Annotated in this window: 19 protein-coding genes; 6 read left to right on the top strand and 13 right to left on the bottom strand. The window is 35.5% G+C overall.

All coding sequences use genetic code 11. From position 1 onward, the window contains the following. The first annotated feature begins 3 nt into the window (after positions 1 to 3). The 4 genes from ACWNMZ_RS18725 to ACWNMZ_RS18710 all read left to right on the top strand — a co-directional run bounded on the left by ACWNMZ_RS18725 (position 4) and on the right by ACWNMZ_RS18710 (position 2,730). A complete protein-coding gene (locus ACWNMZ_RS18725) occupies positions 4 to 726 on the top strand; it encodes an alpha/beta hydrolase (RefSeq protein ID WP_031536804.1) in 723 nt (240 codons plus the stop codon). Positions 727 to 953: 227 nt separating this feature from the next. Further along, complete coding sequence (locus ACWNMZ_RS18720; RefSeq protein ID WP_449598778.1) at positions 954 to 1,466, top strand: YjcG family protein; 513 nt, start codon at positions 954 to 956, stop codon at positions 1,464 to 1,466. A gap of 4 nt (positions 1,467 to 1,470) precedes the next feature. After that, positions 1,471 to 1,896, top strand: coding sequence for a GNAT family N-acetyltransferase (locus ACWNMZ_RS18715; RefSeq protein ID WP_031536802.1), 426 nt, complete (start codon positions 1,471 to 1,473; stop codon positions 1,894 to 1,896). A 150-nt stretch (positions 1,897 to 2,046) separates the two neighbouring features. Then, positions 2,047 to 2,730 (top strand): YetF domain-containing protein, encoded by a 684-nt coding sequence (locus tag ACWNMZ_RS18710; RefSeq protein WP_031536801.1) that lies wholly within the window; start codon positions 2,047 to 2,049, stop codon positions 2,728 to 2,730. 6 nt (positions 2,731 to 2,736) lie between these two features. On the opposite strand, the gene ACWNMZ_RS18705 is transcribed toward ACWNMZ_RS18710, so the two are convergent. Next, a complete protein-coding gene (locus tag ACWNMZ_RS18705; protein WP_031536800.1) occupies positions 2,737 to 2,994 on the bottom strand; it encodes a hypothetical protein in 258 nt (85 codons plus the stop codon). Between the two features lie 160 nt (positions 2,995 to 3,154). On the opposite strand from ACWNMZ_RS18705, the gene ACWNMZ_RS18700 reads away from it, so the two are divergent. Then, complete coding sequence (locus ACWNMZ_RS18700) at positions 3,155 to 5,473, top strand: UvrD-helicase domain-containing protein (protein ID WP_441132254.1); 2,319 nt, start codon at positions 3,155 to 3,157, stop codon at positions 5,471 to 5,473. 92 nt (positions 5,474 to 5,565) lie between these two features. Here the strand turns inward: ACWNMZ_RS18700 and ACWNMZ_RS18695 are convergent, their stop codons facing one another. The 7 genes from ACWNMZ_RS18695 to ACWNMZ_RS18665 all read right to left on the bottom strand — a co-directional run bounded on the left by ACWNMZ_RS18695 (position 5,566) and on the right by ACWNMZ_RS18665 (position 9,487). Continuing rightward, positions 5,566 to 5,820 carry a stage VI sporulation protein F gene (locus ACWNMZ_RS18695; protein WP_031536798.1) on the bottom strand — a complete coding sequence of 85 codons (255 nt, stop codon included), beginning with the start codon at positions 5,818 to 5,820 and terminating at the stop codon, positions 5,566 to 5,568. A gap of 203 nt (positions 5,821 to 6,023) precedes the next feature. Further along, positions 6,024 to 6,143, bottom strand: coding sequence for a YjcZ family sporulation protein (locus ACWNMZ_RS18690; RefSeq protein WP_081836596.1), 120 nt, complete (start codon positions 6,141 to 6,143; stop codon positions 6,024 to 6,026). Positions 6,144 to 6,334: 191 nt separating this feature from the next. Further along, positions 6,335 to 6,691 carry a stage V sporulation protein AE gene (gene spoVAE / locus ACWNMZ_RS18685; protein ID WP_031536797.1) on the bottom strand — a complete coding sequence of 119 codons (357 nt, stop codon included), beginning with the start codon at positions 6,689 to 6,691 and terminating at the stop codon, positions 6,335 to 6,337. A 71-nt stretch (positions 6,692 to 6,762) separates the two neighbouring features. Continuing rightward, on the bottom strand, positions 6,763 to 7,773 hold the full coding sequence (gene spoVAD, locus ACWNMZ_RS18680) for a stage V sporulation protein AD (protein WP_441132253.1): 1,011 nt from the start codon (positions 7,771 to 7,773) through the stop codon (positions 6,763 to 6,765). Next, on the bottom strand, positions 7,773 to 8,255 hold the full coding sequence (spoVAC, locus tag ACWNMZ_RS18675; protein ID WP_031536795.1) for a stage V sporulation protein AC: 483 nt from the start codon (positions 8,253 to 8,255) through the stop codon (positions 7,773 to 7,775). The genes spoVAD and spoVAC overlap by 1 nt, the downstream gene beginning before the upstream one ends. Before the next feature lie 12 nt (positions 8,256 to 8,267). After that, the gene (locus ACWNMZ_RS18670) at positions 8,268 to 8,750 is read right to left on the bottom strand and encodes a sporulation protein (RefSeq protein WP_441132251.1); all 483 of its coding nucleotides are present in this window, start codon (positions 8,748 to 8,750) and stop codon (positions 8,268 to 8,270) included. A gap of 380 nt (positions 8,751 to 9,130) precedes the next feature. Next, positions 9,131 to 9,487 (bottom strand): DUF1360 domain-containing protein, encoded by a 357-nt coding sequence (locus ACWNMZ_RS18665; RefSeq protein WP_235252272.1) that lies wholly within the window; start codon positions 9,485 to 9,487, stop codon positions 9,131 to 9,133. 160 nt (positions 9,488 to 9,647) lie between these two features. Between ACWNMZ_RS18665 and ACWNMZ_RS18660 the strand changes: the two genes are divergently transcribed. Next, a complete protein-coding gene (locus ACWNMZ_RS18660) occupies positions 9,648 to 10,136 on the top strand; it encodes a CotY/CotZ family spore coat protein (protein WP_031536792.1) in 489 nt (162 codons plus the stop codon). Positions 10,137 to 10,530: 394 nt separating this feature from the next. On the opposite strand, the gene ACWNMZ_RS18655 is transcribed toward ACWNMZ_RS18660, so the two are convergent. From ACWNMZ_RS18655 to mgtE, 5 genes are all read right to left on the bottom strand, one after another. Beyond that, complete coding sequence (locus ACWNMZ_RS18655) at positions 10,531 to 10,824, bottom strand: RNA polymerase alpha subunit C-terminal domain-containing protein (RefSeq protein ID WP_031536791.1); 294 nt, start codon at positions 10,822 to 10,824, stop codon at positions 10,531 to 10,533. A 305-nt stretch (positions 10,825 to 11,129) separates the two neighbouring features. Further along, the gene (locus tag ACWNMZ_RS18650) at positions 11,130 to 11,639 is read right to left on the bottom strand and encodes a CotO family spore coat protein (protein ID WP_031536790.1); all 510 of its coding nucleotides are present in this window, start codon (positions 11,637 to 11,639) and stop codon (positions 11,130 to 11,132) included. Positions 11,640 to 11,818: 179 nt separating this feature from the next. Beyond that, positions 11,819 to 12,592: an enoyl-ACP reductase FabI gene (gene fabI, locus ACWNMZ_RS18645; protein ID WP_251628608.1), complete on the bottom strand. Its 774-nt coding sequence runs from the start codon at positions 12,590 to 12,592 to the stop codon at positions 11,819 to 11,821. A 749-nt stretch (positions 12,593 to 13,341) separates the two neighbouring features. Beyond that, positions 13,342 to 15,192, bottom strand: a complete 1,851-nt coding sequence (locus ACWNMZ_RS18640) for a monovalent cation:proton antiporter family protein (RefSeq protein ID WP_251628607.1) — start codon at positions 15,190 to 15,192, stop codon at positions 13,342 to 13,344. Positions 15,193 to 15,213: 21 nt separating this feature from the next. Beyond that, positions 15,214 to 16,584 carry a magnesium transporter gene (gene mgtE / locus ACWNMZ_RS18635; protein ID WP_031540159.1) on the bottom strand — a complete coding sequence of 457 codons (1,371 nt, stop codon included), beginning with the start codon at positions 16,582 to 16,584 and terminating at the stop codon, positions 15,214 to 15,216. Positions 16,585 to 17,301 lie beyond the last annotated feature (717 nt).

Below are 17,301 nucleotides of genomic sequence, written 5' to 3'. Positions count from 1 at the left end.
ACGATGACTAAAGGGACAATAAAAGAGGAAACTTTATTTAGCAAAGAATTAGGCGAAGAAATAACATTACTAATCAATCTTCCTCCTGCCTTCTCCCCTCTTTATAAATACCATTTGCTAATCGCACAGGATGGGAAAGATTATTTTCAATTCGGTCGAATTGGAAGAGTGGCTGATGAATTACATGCAAATCATCAAATAGCGGAGACTATCATTGTTGGAGTCCCTTATTCGTCTGTCCATGATCGTCGGGAAAAATATCATCCAGATGGCCCTCAAAATACAGCATATATCCGCTTCTTGGCACATGAACTTGTTCCTTATCTAGATGAACAGTTTCCAACTTATCATATGGGATTAGGACGTGGGCTGATTGGAGATTCATTAGGCGCTACCGTATCCTTAATGACTGCATTAAAATATCCACATACCTTTGGCAAACTCTTGCTGCAATCTCCATTAGTAAATGAGAAGGTATTACAAGCCGTTCGCAAGTTCGATTCCTATCATTTACTAGAAATTGATCATATTATAGGTACAGGTGAAACTGCCGTAAAGACAACAATCCAAACAACAGAAGATTTCCTTACACCAAATAGAGAGATGGCGCATCATCTTAAATCAACAAACTCTGATTATACTTTTGAAGAATTTGATGGAGATCATACATGGAAGCATTGGCAACCATATATAGCCAAAATGCTAATAAGAATGTTTCCTTCCTAATTGGAAACTAATTTCGTTTAGCTTTTTTAAGCAATCGTGAAAGTCACTCCTCGTATAAAGACATGAGGGGTTGCTTGCTAAACATTAGATTTTTTCTGAAATCTTTGAACTTAAAAGAATAATTTTGTTATAATATCTTACATATAGAACATTGAAATCGTAATAATAGATAGTCCATTTTCTATATCTTTAAATAATGTTTTTATAATGAAATGGAGGTCCATCAAATGAAATATGGTATTGCTATTTTTCCTGGAAAAGACTTGCAGGATTTGGCCAATTCCCTTCGTAAACGATATGATCCGAAGTATGCTTTAATCCCGCCACATATTACATTAATTGGTGATTTTGAAGCGGGAAACGAAGAAATTGGAGAAGTAAGTAAGAAACTTGCAACGATTGCAAGTCATTATCATTCTATTCCTATAAAAGTATCAAAAGTAAGTTCTTTTAAACCCGTCAGCAATGTGGTCTATTTAAAGATTGAACCAAATTCTGATTTAGAACACCTTCATCAAGAGCTAAATAGTACATTGGGAGTTAGTCCAGAGCATCCATTTGTTCCACATATTACTCTTGGCCAAAATTTATCGAGTGATGAGCATTTGGATTTATACAGCAATTTACGGATGCAAAACTTTCATTTTGAGGAAAAATCAGACCGCTTCCATTTGCTTTATGAATTGGAAAATGGATCATGGACTGTTTATGAAACTTTTAGGTTAGGAAAGGAATCGTGAAAAAGTGGAAGTAATCGTCGTGAAAACAGATAAAGAATTAGAAGATGCATACTTTGTACGTAAAACAGTATTTGTAAAAGAACAACATGTACCAGTCGAAGAAGAAATAGATGAATTCGAACAGAACAGTACACATTTTGTACTTTATGATGACAATAAAAAACCAATAGGTGCTGGTCGCTATCGATCATTCGATGAGTATGGAAAAGTGGAAAGAATATGTATCCTATCTACCAATCGAAAAGGTGGCGCTGGGAAAGCGGTCATGAATAAAATAGAAGAATATGCCTTAAATAACGGTACTCCTGCTTTAAAGCTTAATGCTCAAACACATGCTATTCCATTTTATAGCAAACTAGGATATGAAGTTATTTCCGAGGAATTTTTAGATGCCGGTATTCCTCATAAAACAATGATAAAAAAATTATAATGTTATTTGGTTGTCCCAAGATGCAATCTTTCCTCTAAAAGGATATCGATTATAGCATCATAATTGGGCAGCCTTTTTATTTACAACCTAAAGCTTTAGGTTTAACTTTCATGGATTTGCCTAAAATAGATGTTGGAAAGGGTGGGTTGCATGGAATTCAAACATATATTTAGTGAACTTATTATCGGGTATTTTTTGTTGCTTCTTTTAACAAAAATCTTAGGAAAAACCCAAATCACTCAGATTACTACCTTTGACTTTGTTTCTGTTTTGGTACTAGGGGAGCTTGTAGGGAATGCTATGTATGATACAGAAACAGGAATTAAAGAAATTACCTATTCTATCCTGCTTTGGGGAGCTTTAATCTATGTTACAGAATTTATTACACAAAAATTCCGAAAAACTAGACAGCTATTCGAAGGAAAGCCATCTATTGTTATAAATAAAGGCAAAATTGATTTTCATGAACTTAAGAAAAACCATTTGGATATAAACCAGTTACAACATTTACTCCGTGCAAAAGATGTATTTTCGATTGCCGAGTGTGCTTATGCTATTTTAGAAACGGACGGCACCATAAGTGTATTAAAGAAATCTGCATATTCAAATCCGACTAAGCAAGATATGAAAATACCAATTGAAACCACTTCACTTCCGATAAGTGTCATTTTAGATGGTGAAATCATAAGAGAAAACTTACCTCGAATAGGCTGGTCCGAGGACCAATTAATGAAAGAATTAAACAGCCAAAATATTCCATCTTATAAAGATATCCTTTATGCAGAATGGCGCGAAGGCTCTCCCTTATATGTACAGAGCTATGATATGAAGTAATTTCCTTTATACTTGTGCATGAAAATAAGTACCCTTTCCAGTTAATTGAGCAATTAGCTGCTCATTGGCTACTTTTAATTCATGCATGTTGTTTTTTGGAGAAAAAGGCTTGGAAGAAGATTTCTCCTCTTGATTAGCTGGAAGATTAGCAATCTTGGCCACAGGATATGTAGCTTCTTTTTTATAGATTTTTGTTTTGCTGACAATATCTCTCACCGCATACTGCTCTGCTTGAAAATGAGTGATTGGTAAGATATATCCCATCTTAATCAGTCCTTTCCTTCTATATATAGAATCTTTTCCCTTCTTTCCCACATGTTAAACCATTTTTCTACACTTTAAACAATCCTTTGTTTTTGATATGATAGATATTATTTCACAACAGATATGGATAGATGTATTAAAAATAGATTCGAGGTTTCCTATGTTAACAGCTTTAAATTATGATAGATTCATTTCATTAAATACAATTGATAGACAAGAATTGCAGAAAGTTTATGAAGCTGGCAAAAATGGGCTTCTTGCCTGCACTGTATGTGGAGAGGCGGTAAAGCTTTATTTAGGAATAAAGAGTGCTCCCTATTTTTATCATTATTCTTCTAAACAACCATGTGCGACAGAAGACTTATCCAATGTTCAGGAAGAACAAGCTGCTACCATTGATATAGACGATGAAAAAACAAATGGATTTCGATTACCAAAGAGCAGAAGTATTTTAAAAATTGTTACCGAAAGCCCAACTTTTAAACCGCCTATGACTATTAAAGCAACGATTCATACATCTGAATTAGCGAATAGTCTACCAGTTACTTATCCAAAGGAATCTTATTTAAATATGCTCGCGCAAAACGGTTATTCAGTTGATGCTACCCAAAGTAAAGCTGTTACAATCGACGAGGGACCGATTCTTATTCTAGCAGGAGCAGGAAGTGGTAAGACGCGAGTATTAACAATGCGAGCCGCTTTTCTAATTCACGAGAAAAAAGTTGATCCGTCGACAATTATGCTCGTTACTTTCACCAATAAAGCCGCAAACGAAATGAAGGAACGATTATTACACTACCCAATGATGAACAAAAGTGTAGTACAAAAGATTGTTTCTGGAACTTTCCATAGTATTCTCTATCAAATATTGATTTTTCATGAACGAGAAAAATGGCAACGTAATAAACTACTAAGCAGTAATTGGCAAAGAGAGCTTTTATTAAAGGAAATAGCAAGGGAAGAGCAAATGGATGAGAAAGACTTCCCATTTGATGCAGCCCTTCAATTAATAAGCGCCTGGAAAAACAGCATGCTATCCCCCAATAATGTGGAGCCTGATAATGACTGGGAACAAAAAGTTGTACAGTTATATACCGGCTATGAGACGAAAAAACAACAACGAAATCTATATGATTTTGATGATATGCTTCTTGGCGGCTATCGTTTTTTTGTGGATAACCCAGCTATTTTAGCAACCTATCAAAAACGCTTTACTCATTTCTTATTAGATGAATTTCAAGACATAAATAAAGTGCAATATGAGTGGATAAAGCTAATGGCAGGTTCAGCTAAATCCATTTATGCAGTGGGTGATGATGATCAATCTATCTATTCTTTTCGAGGCAGTGATCCAAAATACCTGTTAGATTTTGAAAAAGATTATCCAAATTCACAGACAATTATTCTCGATTATAATTACCGCTCTTCACAAGAAATTGTGTCTGCAGCAAAATCAACCATTAGCAAAAATACAAAGAGACGTGCTAAAAAAATGATTACAGGATATTCAGGAAAGCCCCCAATTGGGTTCTATCCTTATGACGAAGAAGAAGAAGCGACGATGATTTTGACAGATATTCAGGAAAAGATAAAATTAGGTTATGAGCCAAGGGATTTTGCCATTCTCTTTCGTACAAACACGAATAGTCGTGCCATGTTTGAGCGATTAGCATCCTCTAGTTTACCATTTAGATTGGAACAGGATACTGGTTCCTTCTACCAAAGGTTTATCGTAAAAAGCATGTTGTCCTATTTAAAACTCATTGATGATCCAGATAACCAACAAGCTGTTGGTGATATCCTGCCTACTCTCTTTTTGAAAAAATCCGTTTTGCAGGATATTAAAGCAACGAGTATTTTAGAAGATTGCAGCTTTTTAGATTGCCTCCATTTTATTAAAACAGGGTTTGCCTTTCAAGAAAGCAAGCTAAAAAAAATTCCAAATACATTAAAGGGATTAATAAATCGTTCTCCGCTTGATGCCATTAATTATATAGAAAAAGAATTAGGCTTTCAGGAATTTATTAAAAAACGAGGAAATGAAGGGAATCAATGGGATAAAGGGTCTGACGATATTCGCGATTTAAAGGTCGTTGCACGAAAATTTAATTCCATTAAAGAATTTGTGCAATATACGGATCATATGATGGCGATGAATGAAGAATTACGCAAGCAATATAAAAATGAATCCAACGTAATTACCTTAAGTACTATTCATCGTGCAAAAGGATTAGAGTATAAAACCGTTTATATACTCGGTGCGGTTGATGGGTCTATCCCTCATGACTTTGCATTAGAGTCATTCCGAAATAATAATATTTTCCCCCTTGAAGAAGAGCGTCGGCTTCTTTATGTTGCGATGACAAGGGCACAAAAAGAACTATTTCTGTCCATTCCTATGTATCTAAGAGGAAAAAAAGCTAAGGAATCACGTTTTTTATCGCCCTTGTCGATGTCTCCTTTTGTTCAATTACATTAATTTTAAAAGCCATCGTAAAACACTATTGTTCATTGGACAAACAAAAAATAGGGTAACTTTTCAGAGATTTTGATCAGTTACCCGTTTTCCTCTTACTTTTTGTTAATCATTTTAGATAGCGTATTAAAATCCAGCTGCTTGCCGTCTTTTACAATAGATTCAACTATTTTATCCTCTGTTTGCTTTGGTACAGATTTACCAGCAATTTGTGATACTCTTCGAATAACACTTCTCACTGTTTTTTCATCTTTAAAATTTGCGTTTTGTAAGGAATTTGCTAGTTCCAAAATATCTTTCATATTTACGCCAGTTTTTGATTCTATGTTTTTAAAGAAATTATTGTTCATACACGTGTTTCCTCCTTAGGTGAGCTACTTTACATTGTATGAAGCAATAGAAAAAAGGTGAAAACCCGGTGAAGAGAAAAGGCAAAAATGATTAAGAGGCGTAGCAGGTTATTGCTATTGAGAGCTCCATACTGAGAGCTCCATACTAAAATTCAAAAATATAAAAGGAGCTCTCTTTAAAAGAGAGCCCCCTTTTCCAATGATTAGTTGTAGAAGCTAGCTCCTACGATTACTAACAAGATAAATAAAACAACGATTAAAGCAAAAGAAGAGATTCCTCCTCCGCTATAGCCGCCACCATAGCCATATCCGCCATAACACATTCCTACTTCACCTCGCTTCTCCTTGTACTCATTATCAGAATATGGAGAATTGAAGTTTATGTATAGGCAAGCTACTAATAACGAATAGAATGTACGATTGTCATGAGTGTCCATTCCTTTACTTTCCATGCATAAGGAACTATCATAAATTTCCTACCATTAATCAAAAAATAAAGAATTTTCACATATTATTACCCTTTTGGTTTAAAAATTAGAGCACCGATAAAACCGAATATAATAGCCGCAGATATCCCTGAACTCGTTACTTCAAACATCCCTGTTAATACACCAACAATGCCATGCTTTTCAGCTTCTTGCATTGCTCCATGTACTAATGCATTTCCAAAACTCGTTATCGGAATGGTAGCACCTGCACCTGCAAAATCAGCAAATGGCTCATATAATCCAAATCCATCCAGTACCGCACCTACTACGACTAATGTTGTTAACGTATGTGCAGGAGTTAGCTTAGCAACATCAAACATAAGCTGTCCAATAACACAAATTATACCTCCTATAACAAAGGCCCAAAAAAACATTGGGAGCATCCCTATTCCTCCTTTTTCCTATATTTCTTCCATGCGACAATCAGTAGGAAAGAAATTATCCTACTGATTTATTAAATTTCAATCGATACAGCGTGAGCGATACAAGGTATCGTTTCATTTTGTTGCACGGTTAATGGGGAAAGAAGCGCACCTGTTGCGACTAGAAGAATCCTTTTGTAGGTGCCTTTTTTCATTTCATTTAATAAATGTCCATAGAGCACAGTTGCTGAACATCCCGCTCCACTTCCTCCAGATTGGACCGGCTGATCTTTTGTATAAACCAATAACCCACAGTCTTTAAATTTATTTTCATCTATACTCAATCCTTTTTCTTTTAATAAAGCTATCGCGGTTTCTCTCCCGATTCTTCCTAAATCACCTGTGACAATTAAATCATAGTGAGAGGGATCAATTTTTAAATCTTGAAAGTGTGCAAGTATTGTATCTACAGCTGCTGGAGCCATTGCTCCCCCCATATTAAATGGATCTGCTAATCCCATATCAACCACTTTGCCAATTGTGGCAGAGGTTGTGTAAGGTAATTGCCCATCTGATTGTCTACTTGTCACTAACGCCACACCTGCACCAGTTACAGTCCATTGTGCTGTCGGTGGTTTTTGCCCACCATATTCAGTTGGATAACGAAACTGCTTTTCAACCGCTGCATTATGACTAGAGGCACCTGTTAATACATTCGTAGCACCCTGATAATTCACCATGAAGGAAGCAAGAGCAAGACCTTCCATAGATGTAGAGCAGGCACCAAATAAACCGAAATAAGGGATTTTCAAGTCTCTTGCCGCAAAGCTTGAAGGGGTAATTTGATTAATTAAATCACCAGCTAAAAAAAACTGGATATCTTTTGGCTTTACTTCCCCTTTTTTTAAAGCTGTCTGTGCAGCTTCCTCTAGTAAGATCCGATGAGCCTGTTCATAAGAGGTTTTCCCCATCCATAAATCATCATGTAAAATATCAAAATCATTAGCTAACCTTCCATTTGCTTCAAAGGGACCTCCTGATACGCCGGTAGCTTTTATTACTGGATGATTTTGAAATACCCAGGACTGTTTACCTTGAAGCATTAGAATCCCCCCGTCATTAGAATGAATATTGTTTTAATAAGCGCGACCACAAAGGCTGAAAATACACCGAATAAAATAACGGAACCAGCGAGCTTAAAAATATTTCCCCCAACTCCAAGTACAAATCCTTCTGTACGATGTTCAATCGCTGCTGAAATGATGCTATTACCAAATCCTGATACAGGTACAGCACTTCCTGCTCCTGCAAACTGGCCCAAACGATCATAAATACCAAAACCAGTTAATAACATCGAAAGAAATATGACTGTAGCTGTTGTAGGGTTGCTTGATGTTTGTTCTGTAAAATGGAAAAAGTAAATGTAGAAATAAGAAATAATCTGGCCAATCATACATATTAATCCGCCGACAAAAAATGCCTTTATGCAATTTTTTAAAACCGGCCGTTTTGTTTCATATTGTTGTTCAAATTTTTCATATTGCTGTTGCTCTGGTGTTTTGTTTTTTTTCTTACTGTCTGCCATTTTATCCCCTCCTTACGTTAACTCATTATTTAATTTAATAATTTCTTTCAAACGCTTGTCTGCTTTTTCTTCACTAAATTCCGAATCTTGGATTTTATCCCTTAAGCGCATTGTCTCTAAGAAAATTTTAAAGTCACTAGAAACCGTAAATTTCTCCTCTGGATATTTAGATTCCAGCTTTTCCGTTAATTCTTTTTCAATACTTTTCATTTTAAAACGAGCCATCTGTTTCACTTTATAGGCTACTAACGTATCCTTCTTGCCTTTAACTACTGCTACATCATAAATGGACGAAATGGTATTTGTTTCTTCCTTTATCCCTTGGACCAATTCTTTTTGACCTACTTCGTCGGATTCTGTATAGATAACAACTGGTTCTGGATCTACCTTTTTCAGCATAGACCATCTGCTATTCGGCGTTTCTTTCTCACAACCAGTTAAGAAAACACATAAGCTAAAAATCAATATCAAAAAAGCGTGCTTTTTATTCGTCATATTCTTCCCTTCCTATGTAAATGATGAATTGATGTTTATATTTTCTTCTTTTTAAGCTTTAATTATTAGAGGTTTCTCTAACAATTAAAATCCAATTTTTACAAACTCTTTTTTAAAATAAAAAATACCCGCTCAAAGTCGGGTATTCTCCTTATTTTGCAGATTTTTTTCCGCAATTACATCCTGATTTTTTCTTTTTTGTTTTAGTTGTTGCTTTCGGCTTTTCTGTCCCTTTTACTTTAAATACTTTTTTCTCCAGCAACTCAATCCCTCCAATAATAATATCTATACACGAATAAAAACACTGTTCTCAAACGTGCCTTAACACATTGTATGACGGAATGAAATGCATGTGTAAACAACTAGCCTACCTAATGCAGTTAATCAACAAACACTCTTTGTAAGATAGCTTCAATTAAGGAAGCTCCTCCTGCTATCGCAAAGACAAGCACAAAAGGTCCACAAATGCTTGGAAAGATATAATATAAAAGGGTAAGGAAGATTGCGACCCACACACCAGTACACCAATAGCAGCTAATTAACTCTCCAAAGAAACCACGGATTTTTCCAGATTTAGGAACTATATAAACTTCTGTTTGCCCATCATTATTCTGTTCCTCTACTTCATCTAAAAACAACTTACGGAAAGATTCTGTGATTCGATCAAAAACAATTAATCTCGTTAGACGAAAGCTTGCCAAAATTAATAAAAAAAACTCCATCCATTGGATATCCATCTAGATTCTCCCCTCCAATCGACCAAGAAATAGTAAACGGATAGTCAGATGCCCAAATTTTGAGAAAAAAGGCGTTTGTCCGTAACCCATAAGGCTCTTCGGCAATATGTTAGTAATGTAAGAAACATAAAGAAAGAAACAAACAAGGAGGAAAACAATTATGGGTTGTGGAAAAAAAGAAGATATTTACGGTACATCCAGCTGTGTTTGCGAAGTGGTTCGTGCCATTAAAGATATCCAAGATAACGCTGAAGACACTTGCGAATGCGAAACTAACTGTTTCTCAGAGCCACTAGGATCACTTGTATCTCCAACAAAGCGTAAAAAAGCTGATACTCGTGTATTCGTTTTAAGTTCTGCTGATGGCTCTCCATTCCATGCATTTTATACAGGTTCAGACTGCAACTGCGTTTCTATCTTTTTCCGAGTAGAGGATGTTTTTGATAACTGCTGTGCAGTATTAAGAGTACTTGCTCCAATCGGTAAAGACGGAGAAACACTTGATATCGTTGGACACAAAGGAATCGATTTAAGCAAAATTTGTGAATTAGAAGGTTTTGTTCGCACTTCAAGTTGCATTACAGTTGACTTAAAATGCTTCTGCGCAGTTCAATGTATCGCTGACGTTGACTTAAATGTTTGTGACTAATAACGATAAAATTTATATGCTTTACCCTCGGAGGACGTCTATCTGGCTCCTCCATTTTTATGTTTACTCCTTTCTTTTTTCCATTACATTTTATGCACGGAAAAGAGTTACCATGTTACCAGACAAACCTATTCATCGCGATTCACAAATTTGTTGAATATTGGACAATAAAAGGGGGGCCGCATAATAAGCAGTTTCGATTATGTGGTGAAATTTTTTTTAAAAAGAATTCAAAATTACATATTATCTCAAAGCAAAAACGCATTTCATTCCCCTCTCAGTATGATAAGCGGTGATTATAAAGCTAATCTTTTTCAAGAGAAGGCATCTATCATAGGGAGGAAAAAATACTGAATTTGTCAAAAACGCCTTGTTTGATTAGTAATCCTTGTGTTTAGTCTTTGAATGATAACCCGTTTTCTTTTAATACAGACCTAAGTTTTGGTAAAGAAGCTGGTCCCATTCCGTGAAATTGCAAAATATCTTTCTCGCTATATTTTGATAGCTCCTTCAGCGATGTTATCCCATTGTTTTCCAATGCACGTCTTGCTGGTGCCGATAGCAATGAAAGAAATCCATTATTAGGTTTGCGTTCTGTCTCACAAATCGGGCAGGTTGGACAATCGCTGCTTTTAAAGTATTTGTGTCCCTTATCGCATGTTCTTAAAATTTTTTTTGAAGTAGTCATAAAATGTCTCCCTTTTTGCTATTATTTTTTCCTTCAATATATCTAGTTAAAGAATTTAATTCATCCTTTTTTCCGCAGTTCTCAATCTACCAAAGTTTACCTAATTCAATACTTTTATATTCGTTTAATTTAATATTAACATTAAACTCCGAATGTTGATAAATTACCAAAAGAAAAAGGAGTTATTCCAAATCAATGAACGGTTATAAATATATCATTAGCAGTAACCAATTTCGTAGATTACTGTATGTAATATATTTATACACCATCTAATTTGAAATAACTCCATTAATGCGATGAATTAATTAAATACCAATCATTCTTACTTCTTGAATCACAGCTATTTTTAAGGTGACGATCGACTGATCCATTAGTTTTATATCAACATTTCCGTCTGTTAAACCAACTATAAATCCACGAATATTCTCATTAGCCGTTATAACAATACACGGGACTGGTGGCAACTGCTTAGGAAAATTAAGTAAGTACTCTAATTTCTCGACTATCTCCATCTCTTTAAAGCTTTTTAACCGTTTAAAGGCAGGTTTTCTTGGAGATTTTTCCACTTGCTGCTCCTGATAATTTTGCATTTGTTCCTGGGTATTCATTGTGGAGGCTTGCTTTTCCGCTCCTTCTTTTGAGAGCTCTTTTGTTTCTTTGATCTCTTGGAGCATTTCTTCTTTTTGCTTTTTCTCCATCAGTTCTTTGTATTGCTTCTGTTTAGCAATTTTTGCAGAATAGCTTACTTGCATATTGCCTTCCATCTTTTTGGTACCAGACTGAGAAAGATAAGGCTTACTATTCTCACTGTACACAATTTTCACCTCCTAAAACATTAACCATATTTTTTATAGGATTCATCCTAATGTATGCATGATTTGCCTAATACGTAACTTTAATTATCAAAAAATGAAAAGAAGTGTACGTGGAAAGACGAAGTGGTTTGGTCAAAAAATAAGACAACCCATCAGCTGATGAGTTGTCTTTAATTGAATTAACCAACAATGTGGAAACCTGAATCTACATGAATATTCTCTCCAGTTATTCCTCTTGCTAGATCACTAAACAAGAACAATGCTGTATCTCCTACTTCTTCTGGAGTTGTTGTTCTTCTAAGTGGAGAACGCTCCTCGATTTCTTTTAAAATGGAATTGAAATCACTAATTCCTTTTGCAGATAATGTGCGAATTGGCCCTGCGGAAATAGAGTTTACACGAATACCTTCTTTTCCTAAATCAGCAGCTAAATAACGAACACTTGCATCCAAGGAAGCTTTTGCAACACCCATTACATTATAATTTCTAATTGCACGCTCTCCGCCTAAATAAGTTAATGTAACAATACTTCCGCCTTCTGTCATTAAGCCTTTTGCTTCTTTAGCAACCGCGGTTAATGAATAGGAACTAATATTATGCGCAAGTAAAAAACCGTCTCTTGTTGTATTCATATAGTCGCCTTGTAATTCTTCTTTATGAGCAAAAGCGATGCAGTGAGCAATCCCATGAATTGTCCCAACTTCTTTTTTAATTGCTTCAAAGCAAGTGGCAATTTCTTGATCATTAGTAACATCACAAGGTAATACAATACTATCTGATGAATCTAGAGTAGCAACAAGGTCACGAACGCTTTTTTCTAATCTTTCCCCTGCATAAGTGAAAATTAATCGAGCACCAGCTTTATGCAAGGAAGTTGCAATTCCCCACGCAATACTTCTTTTATTTGCAACACCCATGACAACATAGGTTTTGCCCTTTAATGAAAAAGTCATTCTTATTCCTCCTATATACTATTACAAGTTATTAGTACCTAGTACTAATTTTACTACAAAAAAATAAAAAAAGAAAGCACTCATACAATAGGCACTTTCGTCATTTTTGTCATTAGCTTACCGTATCGTCGTTATTATCTGTTGCTTTTTTGGGATTTTAGCTTAGCATTTTTGTTAAAAAGGGCTTAGAGGCGCTTTCTCTGTTACCCTTTTGTCCTTTTTTTGCTAAAAAGGGCTTAGAGGCGCTTTCTCTGTTACCCTTTCGCCCTTCTTTTTACTAAAAAGGGCTTAGAGGCGCTTTCTCTGTTACCCTTTTGTCCTTCTTTTTGCTGAAAAGGGCTTAGAGACGCTTTCTCTGTTACCCTTTTGTCCTTCTTTTTACTAAAAAGGGCTTAGAGACGCTTTCTCTGTTACCCTTTTGTCCTTCTTTTTGCTAAAAAGGGCTTAGAGACGCTTTCTCTGTTACCCTTTCGTCCTTCTTTTTACTAAAAAGGGCTTAGAGACGCTTTCTCTGTTACCCTTTCGTCCTTCTTTTTGCTGAAATGGGCTTAGAGGCGCTTTCTCTGTTACCCTTTCGTCCTTCTTTTTGCTGAAATGGGCTTAGAGGCGCTTTCTCTGTTACCCTTTTGTCCTTCTTTTTGCTGAAATGGGCACTGACACCGTCGTCTTTCCTTTACCTTTCAACCCTTTCTCATACTGCAAAAATTATTAAATAATTTACCCGCCTATAATAACCTAACGATACTTAATTAAAATTTAAATTCCAACTGTCTCTTTAATTCTGTTACATATTCATGTGATCCAGTTACAAGTAGATGGTCATTAAGTTGTAACTCTGTATCTCCATGAGGGATGACAAAATCAGATCCTCTAAAGATTCGGACGAAAATGACATCTCCAGTAAACGGGAAGGATCTCAAAGACATTCCTTCAAATTCTTTGTTTCTTAATATTATTTCATGTAGGGATGTCTCTGTATTTCCAAGTAGTGCAAATATATTTGGAGACTGAATTAATGCAGTTAATAATGCTTTCGTAGATGTCAACATAGAAAATACTTCTATATCTTCTCTGCGTAATTCCTCCTCCATCTCCATATTTTCCACACGACAAATCACTCGATCTACCCCTGCTCTTTTAATCAAGAGACTCATTTCAGCATTTAAGAAGGAATCTCCTGTCGAAATCACAACTATATCTGCTGAGCAAATATCTGTTTGTCGTAGAATCTCCTCTGAATAATTGTTCAATTCAATGATTTCAAATAAAGAGTCTGCAATTTGAAAATCTTGCTTTTCTTGTTTTTTATGATAGAAAGTTACATCATAAAGAGATGATTTCAACTCTTGGTAAACTTGCATAGTAACTTGATTTACTCCAATAATAGAAACATTTATCACTTTTTCTTGTGCTACATCTTTCGGGAACATTTTCTTGAACAAAATCGGCGAAATAATGCACGATATAATGGCAACCAAAATAAAGATTCCACTCATTTGAGGTGTTATTATATTTAAACGTTCTCCAATTGTAGATGCAGCTATAACGAGTGACAAAGTAGATGTTAATAAAAATCCAGAAGCCACAATCGTTTTTGTATCATACCATTTTTTTAAATAGTAGACTGGTAACAGCTTACTTACTAATAAAGCCATTAATAGTAAAGGAATAAATAATAATAGTTTAGGATATGTAAATAACGACCAGATATCCATTTCAACACCAATCATCACAAAGAAAATAGGTATTAAAAATCCATAACCAAATGAATCTAACTGGTGAACCAATTCTTCATTTGGTGATAATAGGGACACAAGTACTCCTGCTAAGAAAGCACCTAAAATATGTTCTGCTCCAACAGATTCTGATAAAGCGACAAGAAAGATGATTAGTGCAAATACTGCTCTTGTGCCTATTTGTACTGTTCCTCTAGAAAGAGTGTCCATAAATTTATTATTTTTTATTTTTCTACCAACAAAGTAAAGAATTAAACCTGCTATAAAAAGAATTAATAATAGCCAAGTATTCCCTCCTGTTTCATGAATAGAAGCAAATACAGCAAGTAAAATCATTGTGACTAAATCAGCAATTACTGCTACAAGCAAAATAATTTGCCCAATAACGGACTTCATGATGTTTGCTTCTTTTAAAGTTGGAACTACTACTCCTAAAGAAATAGTTGCGATAATAATGGTCATTAAGAATGCACTATCAACAAATCCAGCTAGTACAAATAAGAAACTTAATCCGATTGATAGAAGGAGAATTGCCACAAAAATAATCATTGCCGTCTGAAATGATTTAGGCTCTAATTTCCCATTAGGCAATGTCTCTCTTTTTTTTCTACTTGAAAAAGCAGAAAAATCTATCTCTAAACCACTTAAAAACATTAAAAAGATAAACCCTAAAGTCGATAGAGTTTCTAGCCACATATCTTGCTCTACAAGGTTAAACCCACTTTTCCCGATAATTAAACCCATCAGAATTTCTGCCACAACTACGGGAATAATATTCAATTTTAGTCGTTGCAAAATAATTGGTGTTAATAGAGCCACCGTAACTACGATAACTAGTGATGCGAAAGAAGCACCGTGTTCCATCGCTATCCCTCCTTTTTTCCTCTAATTCGTTAAATAACTCATAAACATAGTTGCCATACCAAAATAAATCAAAATACTAATAATGTCATTAATTGTTGTAATAAATGGACCTGAGGCCACAGCTGGGTCTATATTAAATTTGTGCATAATAAGAGGGATGATTGCACCAGCAATCGTTGCTACTATCAGTGTTCCAAGGATTGAAACTCCAACTAGAATTCCGAGAAATAAATCACCCTTCCATACATACACCACAATCGTAACCAGTATGCCACATATCGTTCCAGTAATGAGCCCAGTCCCTGCTTCTCTTACAATTAGCTTCCAGCTATTTTCCTTGCCAATATCTCCTGTGGCTATCCCACGTACAGCAACTGCCAAAGCTTGCGTTCCTGTATTCCCAGCCATTCCGGCAATCAGTGGAATAAATACAGCAAGGATTGCTACTTGATTGAGTGTTTCTTCAAATCGACCAATAAGGCTTGCAGTAAACATGCCAAGAAATAATAAAATAATTAGCCATGGGAGCCTTTTTTTTGCTGCAGAGAAAGGATGCTGGTCAACAAAATCCATATTGGAAACCGCAGCAAATTTTGAATAATCCTCTGAAGCTTCCTCTTGCATAACATCGACAATATCATCAATTGTAATAATCCCAAGCAATCTTTTTTGAAAATCAATAACAGGTAAGGCTAAAAAGTCATAGTCTTGCATTTTTCTAGCTACTTCTTCCTGATCCTCACTTACAGAGACAGAATAGATTCTGTCATTCATAATATCTTTGATAAGCGTTTGATTCCCACTAACAATTAAACTTCGTAAAGAAACCACGCCAACTAATTGTTTTTGGTCATTAACTACATAAATATAATAAATAGTTTCTGCATTGGGTGCCTCTCTTTTTAAAATATTCATAGCAGTCTCTACCGTTTGTTCTGCAGATAAACTTATATAGTCTACTGTCATAATACTTCCAGCAGTCGACTCTTCATAATGCATAAGTGCTTTAATGCTCGTTGCAGTTGGTTGCTCCATTATTGCCAAATAGCTTTCTACTTGCTCTTTTTCTAATACATTTAATATATCTACAGCATCATCTACAGACATATTTGCTAAAGTGTCTGCTACATAATCAGGGATAAGTTTAGCAAAAATCTCTTGATATTCCCAATCATCCATTTCTAAGTTCTCAAACATTTCTGCGATTTCACTTGGAGCTAAGTATTCAAAAACTTTGGTTCTCTCTTCTATCTCCATTTCCTTAAAAAATGAAGCTTGGTCATAAGGATGTAATTCAAGGAAATTTTTACGAAATTCCTGTAAGTTTTCATTTTGTAAAGAATGGAGAATTACATTACGCTGTGCTTCATTCGTTAAATTTTTCTCTGACACTTGTCTTCCTCCTCTCTTTTAAAATTGGCTATTTTTCTTTGTCAAAGCAATAAGCTTTTAAAAAGGCTGTTTAAGTTTGTAACTGCAATTTAATCATAATTGTTGGTGGCCGACTTTTAAATTTGGGTATTTCATTTGTTTTCCGAGGCGACAGCTTGCTTTCCATGGGGCGAGCGCCGATCCGCTTCGTTACTACGTTCCTGCAGGGTCTCGGACTTTCTCGCAGCTCCCATAGGAGTCGAGCTGTCGCCTCTCCAAACCAACTTAATATTCGCTTTCAAATAAATAAACCCTTAATTAATTTGGAGAAACTATACTTTTTCAGTGCCCTCGTTATGCTCATGCAGAATCTTAATAGCGTCTCTCTCGATAATCCCACTGGAGTCTACGTATATTACGGCTACTCTATTTTTCCAACTTATTCTTTTTTCCTATTGAAAAAACAACAATCTTTTAGAAAACTGCCTTTAAAAATCAGCCTAAAAATTTGTGGCCACTGAAAAAGTGAATTACCTGGTAAATCGGTAGTTACCAAACCATTCTAACTTAGTGTAGGCTTTTGTTTTCCGAGGCTTACCGCTCGCTTTCCACGGGGCGAGCGCCGAGCCGCTTCACAGCTCACGCTCCTGCAGGGTCTCGGACTTTCTCGCATCTCCCGTAGGAGTCGAGCGGACACCTCTCCAAACCAACTTATTATTTGCTTTCAAATAAATAAAA

The sequence above is a fragment of the Niallia sp. Marseille-Q9988 genome (genome assembly GCF_976954375.1).
This window is presented reverse-complemented; position numbering and strand designations above follow the sequence as displayed.